The following is a 16,030-nucleotide window of genomic DNA, read 5'->3' on the forward strand; positions in this document are numbered from 1 at the left end:
TTACCATGTCAATGATGGGGCAAAGTATCAGCATTGGTGAGTTAGCACGACGAGCCGATTGCAAACCTGAAACGGTTCGTTATTACGAGCGTATTGGGCTGCTGCGCGATGCGACACGAACCGGCGGGGGGCAACGCCGCTATGGAGAAGACGCAGTACGGCGTTTGACCTTCATTCGCCATGCCCGAGACTTTGGCTTTTCGGTGGAGTCAGTGCGAGAGCTTTTGGCCATGTCAGATCAACCTGATATGTCTTGCCAAGAAGTCGATGCCATCGCCACGCATCACCTAAAGAAAGTGGAGTCCCGCCTTCGACGTCTGTCCGCACTGCGTGAGGAGCTTCAACGGATGGTCACGCAGTGTGCCGGTGGCAAAGTGGAAAGCTGCCGAATTATTGAGGTCATCAGTGATCATCAGCTCTGTGTCACTGAAAACTCGCATGGAGGGGCTCACGACTTGGGTTAGAATCAACGTGACTCTCCCCTCCCAATGGGTTAGCCCAGCGAGACATCCAAAAACAGCATGAGTACCAATCCGATGGAAAGGCCCAGCGTGGCCTTTTTTTGGTGCCCGCTCCGATGAGTTTCGGGAATAATCTCATGACTGATCACATACAACATCGCTCCCGCCGCAAAGGCCAATCCCCAGGGAAGTAGCGCTTGTGACATGCTGACGACCCCAGCGCCTAATAAGCCACCCAGCGGTTCAACAAGCCCCGTGAGGGCGGCAATCGTCCATGACCGCCAACGTGAATAACCGACGCTTAGCAGTGATACTGCTACGGCCAGTCCTTCTGGGGCATTCTGAAGTCCAATGCCAATCGCCAGCGGCATGCCTCCTTCGCTTCCCCCTGCGCCGAAGGCCACGCCAACGGCCAGCCCTTCTGGCAGGTTGTGTATCGTAATGGCAATAATAAATAACCAGATACGACGTAATGAGGCAGCCTCCGGCCCTTCTCGTCCCTGCTCGAAGTGCTCATGAGGTAAGAGCTCGTTCAGTAGTGCTACCGTTCCAATCCCTAGCAAGATGGCTGCGCAGGCAATGGCAGCAGGCACAACGCTACCTCCATAACGCAGCTCCGAGGCTTCTAAGGAGGGTATGATCAGCGAGAAGAATGAGGCCGCTAGCATGACGCCAGCGGCGAACCCCAACGCTAAATCGCGAACACCACGATTCGGAGTTTTGGTAAACAAGACGGGAAGCGCACCGATAGCCGTCATCAAGCCCGCCGCAAGGCTTGCCAATACCCCCATGGTGACGAGAGAAACCTCTTCCATATATTACCTATGTAGTGATAGCTGAGTGATCAAATGGCTCGGGTTCCATAAAGAGGCAAGCACACGTTCACGTTGCTAACGATCTATGCAAAGCTGTTAAGCATGGGTCGTTATGGCTCGTTAAACGAGATCAAGTCATAAATGGACGCCGTGCCGATAGCATGTTCCAAGCGATCTCTTGCCTCGTAAAGTGACGCTTGATATTCACTCTGAGTCGGCTGTTCGCCCAACATGATGCGCTGACCTTGATCAAGGGGGTCAACAGGCTGGTTATTGACTCTCACTTCGTAATGCAGGTTGGGGCCCGTGGCGACCCCGGACGAACCTACCTCTCCGAGCGACTCCCCCGCGTTGACTAAATCCCCAACCACTAACTGTGGGGAAAATCGGCTAAGGTGTGTGTAGCGACTCATTGCTCCTGTGTCGTGCTCCACCTCGATCACCTGCCCATATCCCCCTTGGCGACCCATAAAGGATACGCGCCCAGGTGCGGTGGCGATTACCGGTGTTCCCGTCGGTGCAGCTAAGTCAATCCCATTATGAGGACGAACTCCTCCATACACAGGATGTCGCCGATTCCCAAAGCGAGACGTTAAGCGAGCACTAAGCACGGGCAACCGCAACGTGCCTAGAAGGGTATTGCTTTTGAAAAGAGCAACGTCACCCTTTGGAGTGACCGGCCATATAACCTCTAGGGGCTCTGCCTGATCAGGCAGAGCGGCATAACTGAGGCGTGGTGGCCCAACTCGAGTGCCGTCTTGGCGTCGATCTTCTTCCCACACTAACTGGATACGTTCACTGCCTGAAAACGCCAGCGGAGATTCGATAAATTCGCTGAGCAGTGTTTCCAATTTAGTGGCGAAACGCGTAGGGACACCTTTTGCTGCCAAGGCCTCGTAGAGGGTGGTATCAATGATGACATCACGCCCAAAGGTCAGGGTATCAACGCTTGCGAGCGGCGAGGTGCCTTCTTGCTCGCTAGCCGCCTGTAACCTGGCGGGGGTTGGTTCAGACGGCGGCAACGAAAGATGCGTTTGCCAATTGGCTTGGGCTAGCAGGGGGTAAAAACCCACTAAGCCTAATAACCACCAGCGCTGCATCACTGACCTTCCTCGTCATCAGAGATCTCCGCTACTTCACTCTCAACGGCATCAATCAGCTTTTGCATACCAAAGGGGTCTAATGGCTCACCATTGACAAAAAAAGTGGGTGTTTGGCGAATCTGATTGGCTCTGACATCCGCCATGTCTTGGTCTATCACCGCCTGCACCTCAGCAGAAGTAAGTTGCTCTTCGGCAGCGGCACGATCAAGGCCCCCTTGGCTCGCGATATCGAGGATAGCGGATTCATCAAAACTGCCATGCGAGGCCCATTCCTCCTGGCGAGCCAGCAGCCTCTCCAGTACCGGTTCAAAGACGCCCTGACGACGAGCGACTTCTAATACTCGAATGGCCTTGTTTGATACGTCGCCGTGGAAAGGAGTGTAACGCACGATAAGCCGTACTTTTTCTGGGTAGGTTTCCAGAATACTTTTTGTCAGGGGGTAGAAAGCACGGCAGGCTTCGCAAGCCGGATCGAAGAATTCCACAATCGTCACCGGCGCGTCTTCTCGTCCCAAGATGGGGGAGTGTGAACGCACCAAGGAGTCCTCGGCCTGGGCACCACTCTCTTTTGCTGCCTGAGCTTGCATGTCAAAGAGGGCAGGTTTCGATACGGCGACGATCGCAGCGGTCAGCATTAACGTACCGGCCAATATAAAAGACGCTTTTTTGAACATGTTTCTCTCTCTGTCTCAACGATGGGGTAGAAAAGTCGGGTTGCAAAATAAGACAATCGCACGGACTAAGCTGCTCGCTAGCTACCTGAGCCGTGAGTCGACCTCGGTCTGTCACCCATGACCATATAGATTGGCATTTTGATGCGCGTGGTCACTATGCTCAAACTCTAGGCTGGAATGAGCAATATTGAAGCGCGTTTTAATCTGCTCCTTGATCTCTGCTTTGACGGATTCAAGCTGCTGCCAGCCGTTTTCTGTCAGAACTACGTGGCAATCAAGGGCTGCCATGTTTTCCTGCATCTGCCATAGATGCATATGGTGAATATCCTGGACCCCCTCGATATCTCGTACGGTCTCAACGACTACCTGCCCGTCAATATCCGGGGGAGATCCCAGCATAAGCGTACGGATAGGGCCACCAATTTCAGAGAAGGCAAGGTAAAGAATATATAGCGCAATCCCTATCGTGATCGCGGGGTCTACCCAGCGCATGTCGTACAGTAAAATAAGCGAACCACCGATAATCACGGCGATGGAAGCAAACGCATCCGATAAGTTATGCAGAAAAAGGGCGCGGATATTGACACTCCCTTTTTGCATTGACCACGTGAGCATGGCGGTTAGGGCATCGACGACAAGCGCGACGCCACCAATAATCACGATCGTCCATCCCTCTATCTCAGGAGGATCGATCATCCGCATAGCGCCTTCGTAAATCAGGTAGACGCCGACAATAATGAGGGTTGTGTAGTTGATGAGTGCTGCCACTATCTCGATCCGGCCATAGCCAAAAGTCATGTGCGCATCGGCGGGCCGCCTGGCGATTTTACGAGCGGCAAAGGCAATGACTAACGCAGCCATGTCAGAAAAGTTATGTAACGCATCAGCGATCAGCGATAGGCTTCCCGCCATAATACCACCGACGATTTGAGCGATGGTTAAGAGCCCATTGGCCCAAATGGAGATGCTGACGCGCCGGTCGCCAGAGGCAGGATCAATGTGGGGATGATCATGATGATGTCCCATCTGTTACCCTCTCTCGAATTATTGCTTCTTGGCACTATAAAACCTCTAGCAACTAAAGCTTCAACCCTTGAGCATTGTTTATTTGCACCCCTGGATTGGGAAGCACGTCCCTAGCTCCCAAGCAAGTCATGGCGTGCTGGGCAGAAGTGATCATGTTTTAGGTACGGAGCTCAATCCACTTCATCCGGTAACGTCCAACCTCCATGAGTAGATTCATTTATTTTGTCGAGGCGCACCTTGTCTGGTTTGTAATCGTCGTTGCGGGGGTAGGCTTACTTTTTCCGGCCACCGGAATAATGCTTGAGTTCGCGATTGGGCCATTACTGGCATTACTGATGTTGATCATCAGCCTCACATTCGATGCGCATGCAGTGCGCATCGTGTTCCGTAAGCCGTCACGGGAGCTGTTGGCATTGGGGCTGGTCTATGGGCCAATGTCGATTGCCGGGTGGCTAACGGGCCGTCTATTTTTTGGAAGCGGCCCGCTGGCTGTTGGCCAAACTTTGCTCGGCACTCTGCCGACGGATGTGTCCTCTCCTCTTTTGGTACTGATGGCGAAAGGCAATGTGGCGCTTGCCGCTGTTTTCAACGCAGTCAACACTGCGTTTTGTCCGTTTATTGTGCCCTTCCTGTTTTTATGGCTCACCGGCCTCCAGTTAGATGTGCCGCTTGGCTCAATTATTCTTGAATTAACACTAATCGTGCTTGTTCCTACCGTGATTGGGGTCAGCTTGCGGACAAAGTTCTCGGCTTTCTTTGCACGGCATGATTCAGCGTATGCGGGGATAGGGTCAATTTTGTATCTGCTGATCCTACTCGCCGTGGTCGGGCCGAATGCCGCCACGATCATTGGCTATGGCTGGTATGCGTTTGTGATTGCGGGGGCGGCCCTGTGCCTCAATTTGATTGGGTACCTGGTAGGTATGTCCTCACGGTTACTCACCTCCGATCGCAAACAGGTGATTACCTATCTTTTCACGGTCAGTAAAAAGGAATTCAGCATCGCCGCAGCGTTTGTCGCTGCTTCCGGTTTGCCATCAGAAATAGCGATTCCAGCCGCTTTTTTTGCAGTGATTCAAATGATCACTTCACCCATCGCCGCGAAGATTCTCGCCCAACACTAAAGGGATGGCAGTATCGGCTCTCCGTCTGAAAAGGAGACTATTGATAGGCTTCTGCTTAATGATCAGAGTTCCGTCTCGGGATGTACATAAAATTCGTGAAGCCAAGATTATCGACGAGTTCGTCGGACTGCTTTCGGTGAGACCAGAGGCAAAATCGGTTGTGGACTATCTCTTGCCAGGCCGCTGCATGACAGTTCTAGACGCAATTACTTGGGCAAAATGTAGAGCGGAGGGTGCTAGCCAGCTTCTCGAGCTTGGCTCATAAGCTCTTACTATGTTCACAGTTTTCAACTGTTTGAGTAGGTCAACACTTCTCAGAACTTTATCGAATGGCTAGGCTACCCCAGTGTCGCCAGGGAAGGAAAAAGGTCGACCATGATACTGGAAAGCCGCGTCATGCTACCTGAGACAATGGCGATACCCATCAGAATCACAACCGTGCCCGCGGCGGGGCGAGCATAGGTGCTCCACCTTCCTAGGCTTTTCCGATGCAGAGCGAATCGGTTAATCAGTAAAGTGCTGGCAAGAAAAGGCAGCGCTAGGCCCGCCGAGTAGGCACTGAGATAAATCATTCCAGACTGGGCACTAGCAGCGTTAGACGTGGCCATCAGAATAGCGCCCAGTATAGGACCGATACACGGTGTCCAACCGATGGCGAAAGATACCCCGAATACCGTCGCCGACAAAGGGGAGCCACCCTGGACACTGGGAGTGAACTGAAGGGTACGCTGGAAAAGCGGCAACCGAAACACCCCGGTCATGAAGAGGCCCAGCACGATCACCGCCGAGCCGGCAACCCAGTTGAATTCTTGGCGATACCCTCGCATCAGTTGCCCGATACTACTGGCGCCGAGCCCGAGTAGGATGAACACGATGCTGAAGCCGAAGACGAAGAAGGCACTGAGGGTCAATGCCTCTAAACGCCTGTCGGCTTTACCGGCACTACCGCCTGTGACCACCGACAGGTAGGCCGGTAACAGGGGCAGCGTGCAAGGCGAAAAGAAGGAGACCAATCCGCCGATAAAGGCGCCGACCAAGCCGATGGAAGAGAGAGATTCCAATGTGTTATCGCAACTTAAGTTATGGAGACAGCCAACAAGGGTATTGATACCAATCCCATGGTACTACCTCATCTCATGTCCATTTAAGCGCCGTAAGAATTTTACGGCTTACAGTTGCTTTAAGGTCAACCTTTATTGGCAAATTATTTGTCTCCTACCGAACTGCAAATATTACACATCACGCTTGACCTTAAAGTTGACTTCAAAGTTATGGTGGCTACTCAATGAATGACATGAGGACATTTCCATGGCGCTACAACTGGGCGAGACAGCACCGAACTTCACGATCGAATCTACACAAGGTACGGTCAACTTTCACCAATGGCTTGACGACAGCTGGGCGGTGCTGTTCTCGCACCCCGCTGATTTTACGCCAGTATGCACCACTGAACTGGGCGCGTTTGCCAAGCGAAAGCTCGAATTCACCCAACGGGGAGCCAAACTGGTTGGGGTTTCGGTGGATCCACTTAGCTCTCACCACGACTGGGCGAGGGATATTGAACAGACTCAGGGCGCAGCTCTGAACTACCCCTTGCTGGCTGACGAAGATCAGGTGGTGGCGAAGCTGTATGGAATGATTCACCCGAAAGCCGACCCTAAACTGACGGTGCGTACGGTCTTCATCATCGATTCTGACAAGAAAATTCGTCTCACTTTGACGTATCCGCCCAGCACTGGACGTAATGTCGACGAGATACTGCGGGTTCTTGATTCGCTGCAGTTAACCGACAAACACAAAGTGGCCACGCCCGTTGACTGGCATAACGGTGACGATGTCATCATCTCGCCATCGCTATCAAATGATGACGCCAAGCAACACTTTCCCGAAGGTTGGAACGCTAAGACGCCCTACCTTAGGGTCGTGCGCCAACCGTAGCAATAGGAGTCTCGGCCAGTGTATGAGGCATCTCAACTGAGTCAGGTTATTGGACGTTCAGACTAGCAATGTCGTGAGGTAACGTCATGCAAACACTAAGTATCGGCGAGCTTGCCGAACGAAGTGGAGTCGCTAGCCAGGCGATTCGATTCTACGAAAAAGAGAAACTTATGCCTCCTCCGAGGAGGACCGGTGCCAACTATCGGCGTTACCCATTAGAAGCCGTGGATCGGTTGCAGTTTATCGTTCATGCCAAGCAGTGGGGCTTCACGCTACAAGAGATTCGGGAGCTGTTAATGCTTCAGGATGCTAATGGCGACCGGGCACAAGCTAAACGCATCGCCGGCGAGAAGCTGCACAAGGTTCGCGAGCAGATCAAACACCTCACGCGGATTGAAGCCGTATTATCGAAAACATTGAGTGAGTGTGCAGGCGAAGGGCCTATGCAGGAAGGCTGCCCGATTGTTGAAGCTATCGCTGAGCAGACTGAATGATTGGGCATTTTCTCGACAGCGAATACGGGAATCAAGTTTGCCTATCGGGTCGTCGATAAATTAACAGGGAGATCGTCATTATGACGCAACACGTCGACATCGAGATTCGTGGTATGTCCTGTGCTTCCTGTGTTGGGCGTGTGGAGCGTGCACTCAGCCAGCAGCCAGGCGTGATCAACGCTCAAGTAAACCTCGCCACACAGAAGGCGGCTATCCAGGTCGAAGCAGGTACCGCAACCACTAACCTACTCAATGCCATTGAAACGGCGGGCTATCAACCGGTGGTAGAAAGCCTCGACATACCCGTCACCGGCATGAGTTGCGGATCTTGTGTCTCTCGGATAGAGCGAACGCTAACGAAGTTGCCCGGCATAGTGGAGGTGAGTGTTAACCTCGCCACCCAGAAAGCCTTCGTTCGTTTCCTGCCGGGAGTCTTTTCGCTACCGCGTATTCAGCATGCCATCCGCGAGGCAGGCTATGAACCACAGGATACCGATACGCCGCCACCGACGGACAGCGAGGACCGGGAGAGAGCTGAGCTTCGCCGCCGAGTCGTGCTCGCGGCAATATTCACGATTCCGGTGGTCATCATCGCCATGGGGAAAGTGATTCCCGCTTTTGACACGCTTTTAACAAGTCTAATGCCGCATCGCGGCTGGATGGGCGTTGAGTGGTTGTTGACCACACCGGTGCAGTTCTATGCCGGGGCACGCTTCTATCGTACTGGCTTCGCCGAACTCCGGCATTTTAATCCAGGCATGAACAGCCTCGTTATGATCGGCTCGAGCGCTGCCTACTTCTATTCGGTCGCCGCCCTGCTGATGCCCGCGCTCTTCCCCGTCGGAACCGCCGTGAGCTATTTCGAAGCGGCAGCGGTCATCGTGACGCTAATTCTGCTCGGTCGCTATTTTGAACACATTGCCAAAGGTCGTACTTCCGAGGCGATCAAGAAGCTTCTGCAATTACAGGCGAAAACTGCCCGCGTCATCCGCGAGGATGAAACCGTCGAGCTGCCTATCGACGCCGTCGTCACGGGCGATCGTATTTTGGTTCGCCCAGGGGAGCGTGTTCCAGTCGATGGCATCGTTGAGGAGGGTCACTCCTATATTGATGAGTCGATGATCAGCGGTGAGCCAGTGCCGGTCGTCAAACAGCAGGATTCCGAAGTCGTCGGTGGCACTATCAACAAGAACGGTGCACTTACCTTTCGGGCCACGCGAGTTGGTGCCGACACCGTTTTGTCGCAGATCGTCAAGATGGTGGAAACGGCCCAAGCGGAGAAGCCCCCCATCCAGCAATTAGCCGACAAGGTTGCTGGTGTGTTTGTTCCTGTGGTCATCGTTATCGCCGCGATTACCTTTGTACTCTGGTTCGCTTTCGGACCGGCGCCGTCCTTGTCCTTTGCCTTCGTCACTACCGTTAGCGTACTGCTAATTGCCTGCCCCTGTGCGATGGGCCTGGCCACCCCAACGGCCATCATGGTCAGTACCGGGAAAGGGGCCGAGATGGGAGTGCTATTTCGTAAAGGGGCGGCGCTTGAGACGCTGGCCAAGATGAATACGGTGGTACTGGACAAGACCGGCACTTTGACCCAAGGGCGCCCCGAACTGACCGACTTCGAAGCTATTAACGGTCATGAAAAAGGCGTACTGCGACTGGTCGCGGCGGTGGAAGCTCAAAGCGAGCACCCCATCGCCGAGGCTATTGTACAGGGCGCCAAGGCCCGTGGGCTGGAATTACCCCCGGTCAGTCGCTTTAGTGCCGAGCCTGGCTACGGCATTGAAGCCGAGGTCGAGGGCCACTTGGTGCAAGTAGGAGCTGATCGTTACATGCGTCGGCTGGAAATCAACCTCGGCCAAGCAGAAACACGCGCCAAGGTGTTGGCCGAGAACGCCAAGAGCCCACTCTATGCCGCGGTAGACGGTCAGCTTGCTGCAGTCATCGCAGTGGCGGATCCCCTTAAAGAAGGCTCTGCCGAGGCTATCGCAGCACTCAAAGCCCAAGGGCTGGACGTGGCCATGCTCACCGGCGATAACCGTGCCACTGCCGATGCTATCGCACGGCAGGTTGGCATCCAGCAGGTTCTCGCCGAGGTGCTGCCCGACCAGAAAGCGGCAGAGATCCGGCGTCTCCAGGCGGAGGGCAAGCGTGTCGCTTTTGTGGGAGATGGAATCAATGATGCCCCCGCGTTAGCGCAGGCCGACGTAGGCATTGCGATCGGCACTGGTACCGATATCGCCATCGAGTCCGGCGATGTGGTGCTGATGAGTGGCGATTTGCGAGGCATCGTCAATGCCACGGCACTCTCCAAGCGTACCCACCGGACCATTATCGGCAATTTCGTTTGGGCCTATGGCTACAACGTAGCGCTAATCCCCGTGGCTGCGGGCCTGCTCTATCCGTTCATCGGCATATTGCTCAGCCCCATGCTGGCGGCGGCGGCCATGAGCGTTTCCAGTGTTTTTGTGCTGACTAACTCGTTGCGGCTACGCCGTTTCACGTCGGATACCGGCAATGCCATACCACGTCCAAACGATGCTGTTCATCGCGCCTAAACCAAACACCGTTATGTTAACGAGGAATTCAAAATGATGGGAAGTGAAAGCTGCATGTGGGGTATGGCGGGAATGGGCCTAATAGCGATCTTGTTGATTATTGCGCTGGGGCTTGGTGTTGCTGCGCTTATCAAGTATCTGTTTTTTTAATAAGAAGTGATGAAGCTGGCAACCGAATACAATCGTCCCCCTTGGGTAGATCAGAAACTAATAAAGAGAGCATCCATGAGATATATCCTACCTATCACTTATTGCCTAGCTGCTGCAGGTCTGTTAGGTCTTATAACGTTGCCTGCGTTGGCGCAGGAAGCAAGTACTGATACCAATGAGAGTCATCAGGTCAGCAGTGCCACGAATACTGAGTCTCCCTTGCCCAAGTCGATTACCGCATTGGTGGATCAAGGGTTCACCTTCCATGGCAGCTTCGAAGCGCCTGACGGTCTCCAAGGCTATGCCTTGTCTTATAATAATGAGCCTATGGCAGCTTATATCTCCTCCTCTTCCGACTACGCCGTCATTGGTACGTTAATCGACCCGCAGGGCAATGCCGTTATGGAAAGCCAGCTTCAGGCCCTGGTGCTGGACCCCATGCTGGAAGCTACCTGGAGTGCGTTTGAAAACACTCGTTTTATCTCGGAGGGGAATGATGATGCATCGCATATTGTGTACACACTAACAGACCCCAACTGCCCCTACTCCAACGCACTCTGGAAGAATTCACGCCCGTTAATTGAGCAAGGCGTACTGCAGCTTCGCCATGTGCTGGTCGGCGTGCTATCAGAGGACAGCCTTCGCAAAGCTGCTGCAATCCTTGAATTCCACGATCCGGTTAGCGCTCTCGAAACTCATGAATTGGAATTTCGCAATGGCGGCATAAGTCCGGTGGAGCCGTCGGAAGAGAGCCAAGCGCTTCTCAAAAAACATGCTCAGATCATGCGTGAGGCCGGCGCTACGGGGACGCCGACCAGCTACTACCGTGATGAAGCCGGGAAAGTGCAGCGTATCAATGGTGCAGTGTCGACCGACCAGCTTCGCGCAATATTGGGTATTAAATGATACACCCTATCGGTACAGGGCTGAGATGACGTGTCTCCCCACTCTCCACCACTGAGATGAACATGGCAACCAAGCTTAGCGTAAAGCAAACGCTCTTTTTGGGGCTCACTCTATTGATGGGCTTGGCGGCCCTTTATTGGATTCTGATGGAGACCGGCGCCTTGTCGGTCTTGACCGACAAGCAGGCCTTGCGTGAATGGGTTGATAGGCTGGGCGTCTGGGGGCCATTGGCCATCATCTTTCTAATGATGGCGGCCATTGTCATGAGCCCGATTCCCAGTGGGCCGATTGCGATGGTGGCTGGTGCGTTATATGGCCCCGCTTGGGGAACGGCCTATGTCGTTATCGGTGCCGAAGCTGGCGCTCTGCTCGCTTTCTGCATTGCTCGTTTGCTCGGCTACGAAGTGATGCAACGCTGGCCGCGTACGCGGCCTATCCTCAATTGGCTGGGAAAGGAGCGCTCTCAAACCGGCTTGATGCTCATCGTTTTTGCATCTCGATTGGTGCCCTTCATTTCGTTTGATGCCGTCAGCTATGCGGCAGGTATCACCCCCCTGTCCTTCTGGCGTTTTTTGATCGCCACACTGGCCGGCGTGATCCCCACGGCATATCTAATTGTCATGTTCGGAGAAGTGCTGATTACCGCCGACTCCCGTGGCCTCACGATCGCGCTGATTCTCATCAGTGGCATTACATTGCTGCCTCTGCTGGCGAAACGCTTATGGGCTCGACAGCCATGACCGATAGCAACCGAGTGCTCTAAATCAACTTTCGTAAGCATTAACAATGCTCAGCAGGCACTTACCCGCTACTACCTGTGAGACGTACACGTGAAATTTCGGACATTGCTATTTTTACCCCTATTGGGCTTTTTTGGTTTGAGCTTTTTCTTTTATCAGGGCTTATCAATGGATCCTAGCGCCAGAGATTCACCCTTGTTAGCTCAGCCGTTTCCGCCATTCAGCCTGACAACGCTGGAAGACCCCTCAAGGCTCGTTGATGAATCTCTTTTTAAAGGAAAGGTGACATTAGTCAATGTGTGGGGAGAGTGGTGTCCGACTTGCAAACATGAAATGCCGCAGTTATTGGATTTAGCCGCGCGAGGCGTCCGCTTGGTTGGGATCAACTACAAGGATACCCAGGCAAAGGGGCTCGAGTTTCTTGACGAGTTCGGGAACCCTTTTGAAGTCAACATCTTTGATCCAGAGGGTAACCTAGGTTTTGAGCTAGGTGTGTATGGCGCCCCAGAAAGCTATCTGGTCGATACCGAAGGCACTATTCGTTACAAACATACAGGTTACATAACGTCTGAAGATGTTGAGCGAGTCATCCAAGAAGTCGAGAAGTGGAAACGATAAAACGGTTATGAAAACGCATTATTTTTTTATTAATGACTCCATCTGTAACGCTAAGTTAAGGAAGGTATATGTTGCAATACCCTCAAATTGATCCGATCGCCATCGCCATAGGCCCTCTTCAGATCCACTGGTATGGCTTAATGTATGTCATCGGGCTAGTTGCCGCCTGGTGGTTGGGTCGGCATCGAGCCCACCGACTCGGCCTAAGCCACGATGATATGGGCGACCTGATCTTCTACGGCGCCATCGGCATCATCGTTGGCGGCCGTCTTGGCTATGCGCTGTTTTACGGGCTCGAACAACTGCAAGCAAACCCCCTTTGGTTATTAAAAATCTGGGAAGGAGGCATGAGCTTTCATGGCGGCCTTGCCGGTGTATTAGTGGCTGCCTGGCTGTTTGCTCGCAAACATCAACTGGCTTTTATTCAACTGACTGACTTCATTGCTCCGTTAGTCCCGATCGGCCTGGGAGCGGGTCGCCTCGGTAACTTCATCAATCACGAGTTACCGGGAAGAGTTAGTGATGTACCTTGGGCAATGGTGTTTCCATCCATGATGGAGCTGGGCCCAGAGCCACGCCATCCTTCGGCTCTCTACGAGTTTGCCCTTGAAGGTGTCGTGTTGTTTGCCGTGCTGTGGTGGCTATCGCGCCGACCGCGTCAGCGAGGCCTCATCTCTGGGTTGTTCCTGCTTCTGTACGGAGCCTTTCGCTTCATCGTGGAGTTCGTGCGCCTCCCAGACCCTCAGTTGGGATTCATCGCTTTTGGCTGGTTGACCATGGGGCAGCTGTTGACACTACCGATGCTCATAGCGGGTTTTGCTCTGGTCGCTTGGTCCAGACGTCAGCCAGTGGATAAGCCAAAGGCGGCGTTAAACTCATGAAACAAGTCTTCGCTTTTCTAATGGTGGCACTCTTTATAGTCACACCGGTAGCGGCACGTGAAGAGATATTTGGGGTTGGTGACAAAAGCTCCCCTTTTAACCGTTCGACGCAACGTGACTTTCTACCGGCTACAGAAGCCTTCCGAACCACCGCCTGGCGCGACGATGATCGGATCTATATCGGCTTCACTGCTGCCGAAAATTATTACCTTCATCGGCATCAGTTCGCGCTTGAGAGTCTTTCTCCAGGTGTGAGTTTCGGTGAGCTGGCGTTGCCTCCTGGCGAACCCATGATGCACGCCTCGCTAGGTGAAATTTATGTTTTTTACGACCAAGTAGTGATCAGCGCGCCCATTGAGAGCAACGCCGCCGACAATGTGTCATTGGCAATTGAGATGACGTTTCAAGGCTGTTCTGATCAGGGGCTTTGCTATCCACCTGAAAGAGTTGAGCTAAACGCACAACACGGCTCGACACCCGCAATATTTGCTCCCACCTCACCAGAAACACCATAAGGGGACGCAAATGGACCCTATTGATTATAGTTAAGATATCTAATCATCAGTCCCCAGCGATTGGATCAACTCCTTCAAGCTGGGGCTTTCTGTCATTGTGTCTTGATTCATGCTGTCCAGCCATTGCGCTATTATATGGAACTCTTGAGCCCGCAAGTGAAGTCGTTGCCGCTGAGAGGTCAGTGGTACTGACTCAATAAACTCTGCAGTGTCTTGATCCGCCCAAGATAATATTTGCTTGATCTCTGGAAGGCTCACACCCAGTGAACGCAGACAGTCGATGAAACGTAAGCGACCTAGGGATTCCGTTTCGAAAAGTTGGTAGCCATTGTGCGGATTACGGCGCGGTTGTAGCAGCCCCTCTCTTGTGTAGTGACGAACTGTTTCTGCCGTTACGCCGCCAGCCCGAGCCAGCTCGATGACTCGCATAATCTTGTCCTCTCTTGATCACTTTGTTTCAGCCTACAACCGTAAGGTTGCCCATAGGTCAAGAAAGCAATTTCGCCGCTGAATGGGGCATATCAGCTTCAGATGCGCTGAAATTTAAAATAAGGGCTTGACCTTAAAGCCAACTTTAAAGCTATCGTCAAAGAGCAATTTTTCATTTGTTAAAAATTGCGTCCAACCTTGTCACTTACCGACGTGGCAGAGTGATTCACATTGATAGGAGAGTGTCATGCGTAAACGTAATACTGCGATCCTGTTTACCGCCGTTATCGTTGCCAGTAGCTTCGGAGCTGGCTCGCTTCTTGCCCAAGAAGAGAATCAACAGAAGGCGATGGAAGGCAATGACATGCATAGCCAGATGATGCAAGAAGGCGGCATGCACGACATGATGGGCGATATGAGCGCCATGATGGAAAAATGCAACGCCATGATGGAAGACATGCAGCAAGGACATGAGAAAGACGACGCTTAAAGCGACTCGCAAGGGTTGCTTGTACGCAAGCAGCCTTTTCTCTTGTGCAGGTAGCGTCAACCAGACCTCCTACCCTGTTAACTAACCGGATACTCAAAATATGAAACTTTGGAAAGCGCTAGCCATTACGTCTTTACTGGCTTTTCCCATATCGGGATTGGCGGCTGATATATCAGCGACCCTCTACAAAAATCCCAACTGCGGGTGTTGCGCCGAATATGCCAAGTATTTGGAACAAAACGGCTTCGACGTGGAGACGGTCGACACCCATGACCTTGTTGAAATGAAAGCCGAGTATAACGTCCCTGAAGAACTGCATGGCTGCCATACCACGGTCGTAGAAGACTATCTCTTCGAAGGGCATGTGCCTGTTGAGAGCGTGACCCAAGTGCTTGATGAAAAGCCCTCTATCATAGGGCTGAGCGTACCGGGGATGCCACTTGGCTCACCGGGCATGTCGGGAGAAAAACGCGGCCCGCTGGAGGTCTATGCCATAGCCTCGCAACCGACCGATAGCCCCGACATTTACGCGACTCACTAAGGGGTAGTGTGGCGATGAAACTACCCATCCTGGCAGGATATCTCGTAGCCATATTGCTGATGACGGCCACCCCACTTGCCATGGCCGCCCCGTCAGAAAGCTCAGGGCCACAAGGGTTTCTTATTTGGGCCCAGCCCAAAGAGGTTTCAGAAATACATTTCGAGGATAGCGACGGCGCCCCTTTAACGTTGGCTGACTTTGAAGGAAAACTGATTCTACTCAACCTCTGGGCAACATGGTGTGGGCCTTGTCGAGAGGAAATGCCTACGTTAGATACCCTCCAGGCTGAGCTTGGCAGCGATAATTTTGAAGTGGTCGCCTTATCGATCGACCGTAAGGGGATCGAGATTGTTAATGAATTTTATCAAGAGATCGGCATTGAGCATCTGGCCCCCTATATAGATAAAACCGGGATGGCTAGTGCAGACCTTGGGGCTGTCGGTATTCCTACGACGCTTCTACTTGACCGCCAAGGCAAAGAAATTGGGCGCCTCGTGGGGGAAGCCGAGTGGAACACTCAAGACATGATCGACTTTCTTACTGAAATGATTGCAACCAGATAATGAGGTA

Annotated in this window: 19 protein-coding genes; 13 read left to right on the plus strand and 6 right to left on the minus strand. The window is 52.9% G+C overall.

The window, feature by feature from the left end:
- Positions 1–5 precede the first annotated feature (5 nt).
- Entirely contained in the window at positions 6–464 is a 459-nt protein-coding gene (locus tag IT895_RS12095) for a MerR family transcriptional regulator (RefSeq protein WP_092825635.1), read from the plus strand.
- 29 nt (positions 465–493) lie between these two features.
- Here IT895_RS12095 and IT895_RS12100 read toward each other — a convergent pair whose 3' ends face one another.
- From IT895_RS12100 to IT895_RS12115, 4 genes are all read right to left on the minus strand, one after another.
- Positions 494–1,276 carry a ZIP family metal transporter gene (locus IT895_RS12100; protein WP_092825637.1) on the minus strand — a complete coding sequence of 261 codons (783 nt, stop codon included), beginning with the start codon at positions 1,274–1,276 and terminating at the stop codon, positions 494–496.
- Between the two features lie 110 nt (positions 1,277–1,386).
- Positions 1,387–2,376: a M23 family metallopeptidase gene (locus IT895_RS12105; protein ID WP_233337426.1), complete on the minus strand. Its 990-nt coding sequence runs from the start codon at positions 2,374–2,376 to the stop codon at positions 1,387–1,389.
- Positions 2,376–3,053, minus strand: coding sequence for a DsbA family protein (locus tag IT895_RS12110; RefSeq protein ID WP_199283585.1), 678 nt, complete (start codon positions 3,051–3,053; stop codon positions 2,376–2,378). Before IT895_RS12110 ends, IT895_RS12105 begins: the two co-directional genes overlap by 1 nt.
- A 111-nt stretch (positions 3,054–3,164) precedes the next feature.
- The gene (locus IT895_RS12115) at positions 3,165–4,079 is read right to left on the minus strand and encodes a cation diffusion facilitator family transporter (protein WP_199283586.1); all 915 of its coding nucleotides are present in this window, start codon (positions 4,077–4,079) and stop codon (positions 3,165–3,167) included.
- Between the two features lie 203 nt (positions 4,080–4,282).
- On the opposite strand from IT895_RS12115, the gene IT895_RS12120 reads away from it, so the two are divergent.
- Positions 4,283–5,203, plus strand: a complete 921-nt coding sequence (locus IT895_RS12120; protein ID WP_199283587.1) for a bile acid:sodium symporter family protein — start codon at positions 4,283–4,285, stop codon at positions 5,201–5,203.
- A 338-nt stretch (positions 5,204–5,541) separates the two neighbouring features.
- On the opposite strand, the gene IT895_RS12125 is transcribed toward IT895_RS12120, so the two are convergent.
- The gene (locus IT895_RS12125; RefSeq protein ID WP_092825647.1) at positions 5,542–6,264 is read right to left on the minus strand and encodes a cytochrome c biogenesis CcdA family protein; all 723 of its coding nucleotides are present in this window, start codon (positions 6,262–6,264) and stop codon (positions 5,542–5,544) included.
- Between the two features lie 247 nt (positions 6,265–6,511).
- Between IT895_RS12125 and IT895_RS12130 the strand changes: the two genes are divergently transcribed.
- From IT895_RS12130 to IT895_RS12165, 8 genes are all read left to right on the plus strand, one after another.
- Positions 6,512–7,141, plus strand: a complete 630-nt coding sequence (locus tag IT895_RS12130) for a peroxiredoxin (protein WP_085917817.1) — start codon at positions 6,512–6,514, stop codon at positions 7,139–7,141.
- Between the two features lie 86 nt (positions 7,142–7,227).
- A complete protein-coding gene (locus IT895_RS12135; RefSeq protein WP_085917816.1) occupies positions 7,228–7,635 on the plus strand; it encodes a heavy metal-responsive transcriptional regulator in 408 nt (135 codons plus the stop codon).
- 80 nt (positions 7,636–7,715) lie between these two features.
- Complete coding sequence (locus IT895_RS12140) at positions 7,716–10,190, plus strand: heavy metal translocating P-type ATPase (RefSeq protein ID WP_199283588.1); 2,475 nt, start codon at positions 7,716–7,718, stop codon at positions 10,188–10,190.
- A gap of 225 nt (positions 10,191–10,415) precedes the next feature.
- Positions 10,416–11,246, plus strand: coding sequence for a thiol:disulfide interchange protein DsbG (dsbG, locus tag IT895_RS12145; protein WP_199283589.1), 831 nt, complete (start codon positions 10,416–10,418; stop codon positions 11,244–11,246).
- A 62-nt stretch (positions 11,247–11,308) separates the two neighbouring features.
- A complete protein-coding gene (locus IT895_RS12150) occupies positions 11,309–11,986 on the plus strand; it encodes a TVP38/TMEM64 family protein (protein WP_199283590.1) in 678 nt (225 codons plus the stop codon).
- Between the two features lie 90 nt (positions 11,987–12,076).
- On the plus strand, positions 12,077–12,604 hold the full coding sequence (locus IT895_RS12155) for a DsbE family thiol:disulfide interchange protein (protein ID WP_053856991.1): 528 nt from the start codon (positions 12,077–12,079) through the stop codon (positions 12,602–12,604).
- A gap of 68 nt (positions 12,605–12,672) precedes the next feature.
- Positions 12,673–13,485 (plus strand): prolipoprotein diacylglyceryl transferase, encoded by an 813-nt coding sequence (lgt, locus tag IT895_RS12160; RefSeq protein WP_022522187.1) that lies wholly within the window; start codon positions 12,673–12,675, stop codon positions 13,483–13,485.
- Positions 13,482–14,000 carry a protein-disulfide reductase DsbD domain-containing protein gene (locus tag IT895_RS12165; RefSeq protein ID WP_199283591.1) on the plus strand — a complete coding sequence of 173 codons (519 nt, stop codon included), beginning with the start codon at positions 13,482–13,484 and terminating at the stop codon, positions 13,998–14,000. The genes lgt and IT895_RS12165 overlap by 4 nt, the downstream gene beginning before the upstream one ends.
- A 39-nt stretch (positions 14,001–14,039) precedes the next feature.
- Here IT895_RS12165 and IT895_RS12170 read toward each other — a convergent pair whose 3' ends face one another.
- Complete coding sequence (locus IT895_RS12170; RefSeq protein WP_085917809.1) at positions 14,040–14,429, minus strand: MerR family transcriptional regulator; 390 nt, start codon at positions 14,427–14,429, stop codon at positions 14,040–14,042.
- 247 nt (positions 14,430–14,676) lie between these two features.
- Here IT895_RS12170 and IT895_RS12175 point away from each other — a divergent pair, with 247 nt between their 5' ends.
- The 3 genes from IT895_RS12175 to IT895_RS12185 all read left to right on the plus strand — a co-directional run bounded on the left by IT895_RS12175 (position 14,677) and on the right by IT895_RS12185 (position 16,023).
- Complete coding sequence (locus IT895_RS12175) at positions 14,677–14,919, plus strand: hypothetical protein (RefSeq protein WP_199283592.1); 243 nt, start codon at positions 14,677–14,679, stop codon at positions 14,917–14,919.
- Between the two features lie 100 nt (positions 14,920–15,019).
- Entirely contained in the window at positions 15,020–15,460 is a 441-nt protein-coding gene (locus tag IT895_RS12180; RefSeq protein ID WP_199283593.1) for a DUF411 domain-containing protein, read from the plus strand.
- A gap of 14 nt (positions 15,461–15,474) precedes the next feature.
- The gene (locus IT895_RS12185; RefSeq protein WP_199283594.1) at positions 15,475–16,023 is read left to right on the plus strand and encodes a TlpA family protein disulfide reductase; all 549 of its coding nucleotides are present in this window, start codon (positions 15,475–15,477) and stop codon (positions 16,021–16,023) included.
- Positions 16,024–16,030: the final 7 nt, after the last annotated feature.

Source organism: Halomonas sp. A40-4 (assembly GCF_015767635.1).
GTDB classification, from domain to species: domain Bacteria; phylum Pseudomonadota; class Gammaproteobacteria; order Pseudomonadales; family Halomonadaceae; genus Vreelandella; species Vreelandella janggokensis.

Bases quoted from the DNA above. Each gene is read 5' to 3' on its own strand.
- IT895_RS12095 (WP_092825635.1), top strand. From the start codon at position 6: ATGTCAATGATGGGGCAAAGTATCAGCATTGGTGAGTTAGCACGACGA.
- IT895_RS12100 (WP_092825637.1), bottom strand. From the start codon at position 1,276: ATGGAAGAGGTTTCTCTCGTCACCATGGGGGTATTGGCAAGCCTTGCG.
- IT895_RS12105 (WP_233337426.1), bottom strand. From the start codon at position 2,376: ATGCAGCGCTGGTGGTTATTAGGCTTAGTGGGTTTTTACCCCCTGCTA.
- IT895_RS12110 (WP_199283585.1), bottom strand. From the start codon at position 3,053: ATGTTCAAAAAAGCGTCTTTTATATTGGCCGGTACGTTAATGCTGACC.
- IT895_RS12115 (WP_199283586.1), bottom strand. From the start codon at position 4,079: ATGGGACATCATCATGATCATCCCCACATTGATCCTGCCTCTGGCGAC.
- IT895_RS12120 (WP_199283587.1), top strand. From the start codon at position 4,283: ATGAGTAGATTCATTTATTTTGTCGAGGCGCACCTTGTCTGGTTTGTA.
- IT895_RS12130 (WP_085917817.1), top strand. From the start codon at position 6,512: ATGGCGCTACAACTGGGCGAGACAGCACCGAACTTCACGATCGAATCT.
- IT895_RS12135 (WP_085917816.1), top strand. From the start codon at position 7,228: ATGCAAACACTAAGTATCGGCGAGCTTGCCGAACGAAGTGGAGTCGCT.
- IT895_RS12140 (WP_199283588.1), top strand. From the start codon at position 7,716: ATGACGCAACACGTCGACATCGAGATTCGTGGTATGTCCTGTGCTTCC.
- dsbG (WP_199283589.1), top strand. From the start codon at position 10,416: ATGAGATATATCCTACCTATCACTTATTGCCTAGCTGCTGCAGGTCTG.
- IT895_RS12150 (WP_199283590.1), top strand. From the start codon at position 11,309: ATGGCAACCAAGCTTAGCGTAAAGCAAACGCTCTTTTTGGGGCTCACT.
- lgt (WP_022522187.1), top strand. From the start codon at position 12,673: ATGTTGCAATACCCTCAAATTGATCCGATCGCCATCGCCATAGGCCCT.
- IT895_RS12165 (WP_199283591.1), top strand. From the start codon at position 13,482: ATGAAACAAGTCTTCGCTTTTCTAATGGTGGCACTCTTTATAGTCACA.
- IT895_RS12170 (WP_085917809.1), bottom strand. From the start codon at position 14,429: ATGCGAGTCATCGAGCTGGCTCGGGCTGGCGGCGTAACGGCAGAAACA.
- IT895_RS12175 (WP_199283592.1), top strand. From the start codon at position 14,677: ATGCGTAAACGTAATACTGCGATCCTGTTTACCGCCGTTATCGTTGCC.
- IT895_RS12180 (WP_199283593.1), top strand. From the start codon at position 15,020: ATGAAACTTTGGAAAGCGCTAGCCATTACGTCTTTACTGGCTTTTCCC.
- IT895_RS12185 (WP_199283594.1), top strand. From the start codon at position 15,475: ATGAAACTACCCATCCTGGCAGGATATCTCGTAGCCATATTGCTGATG.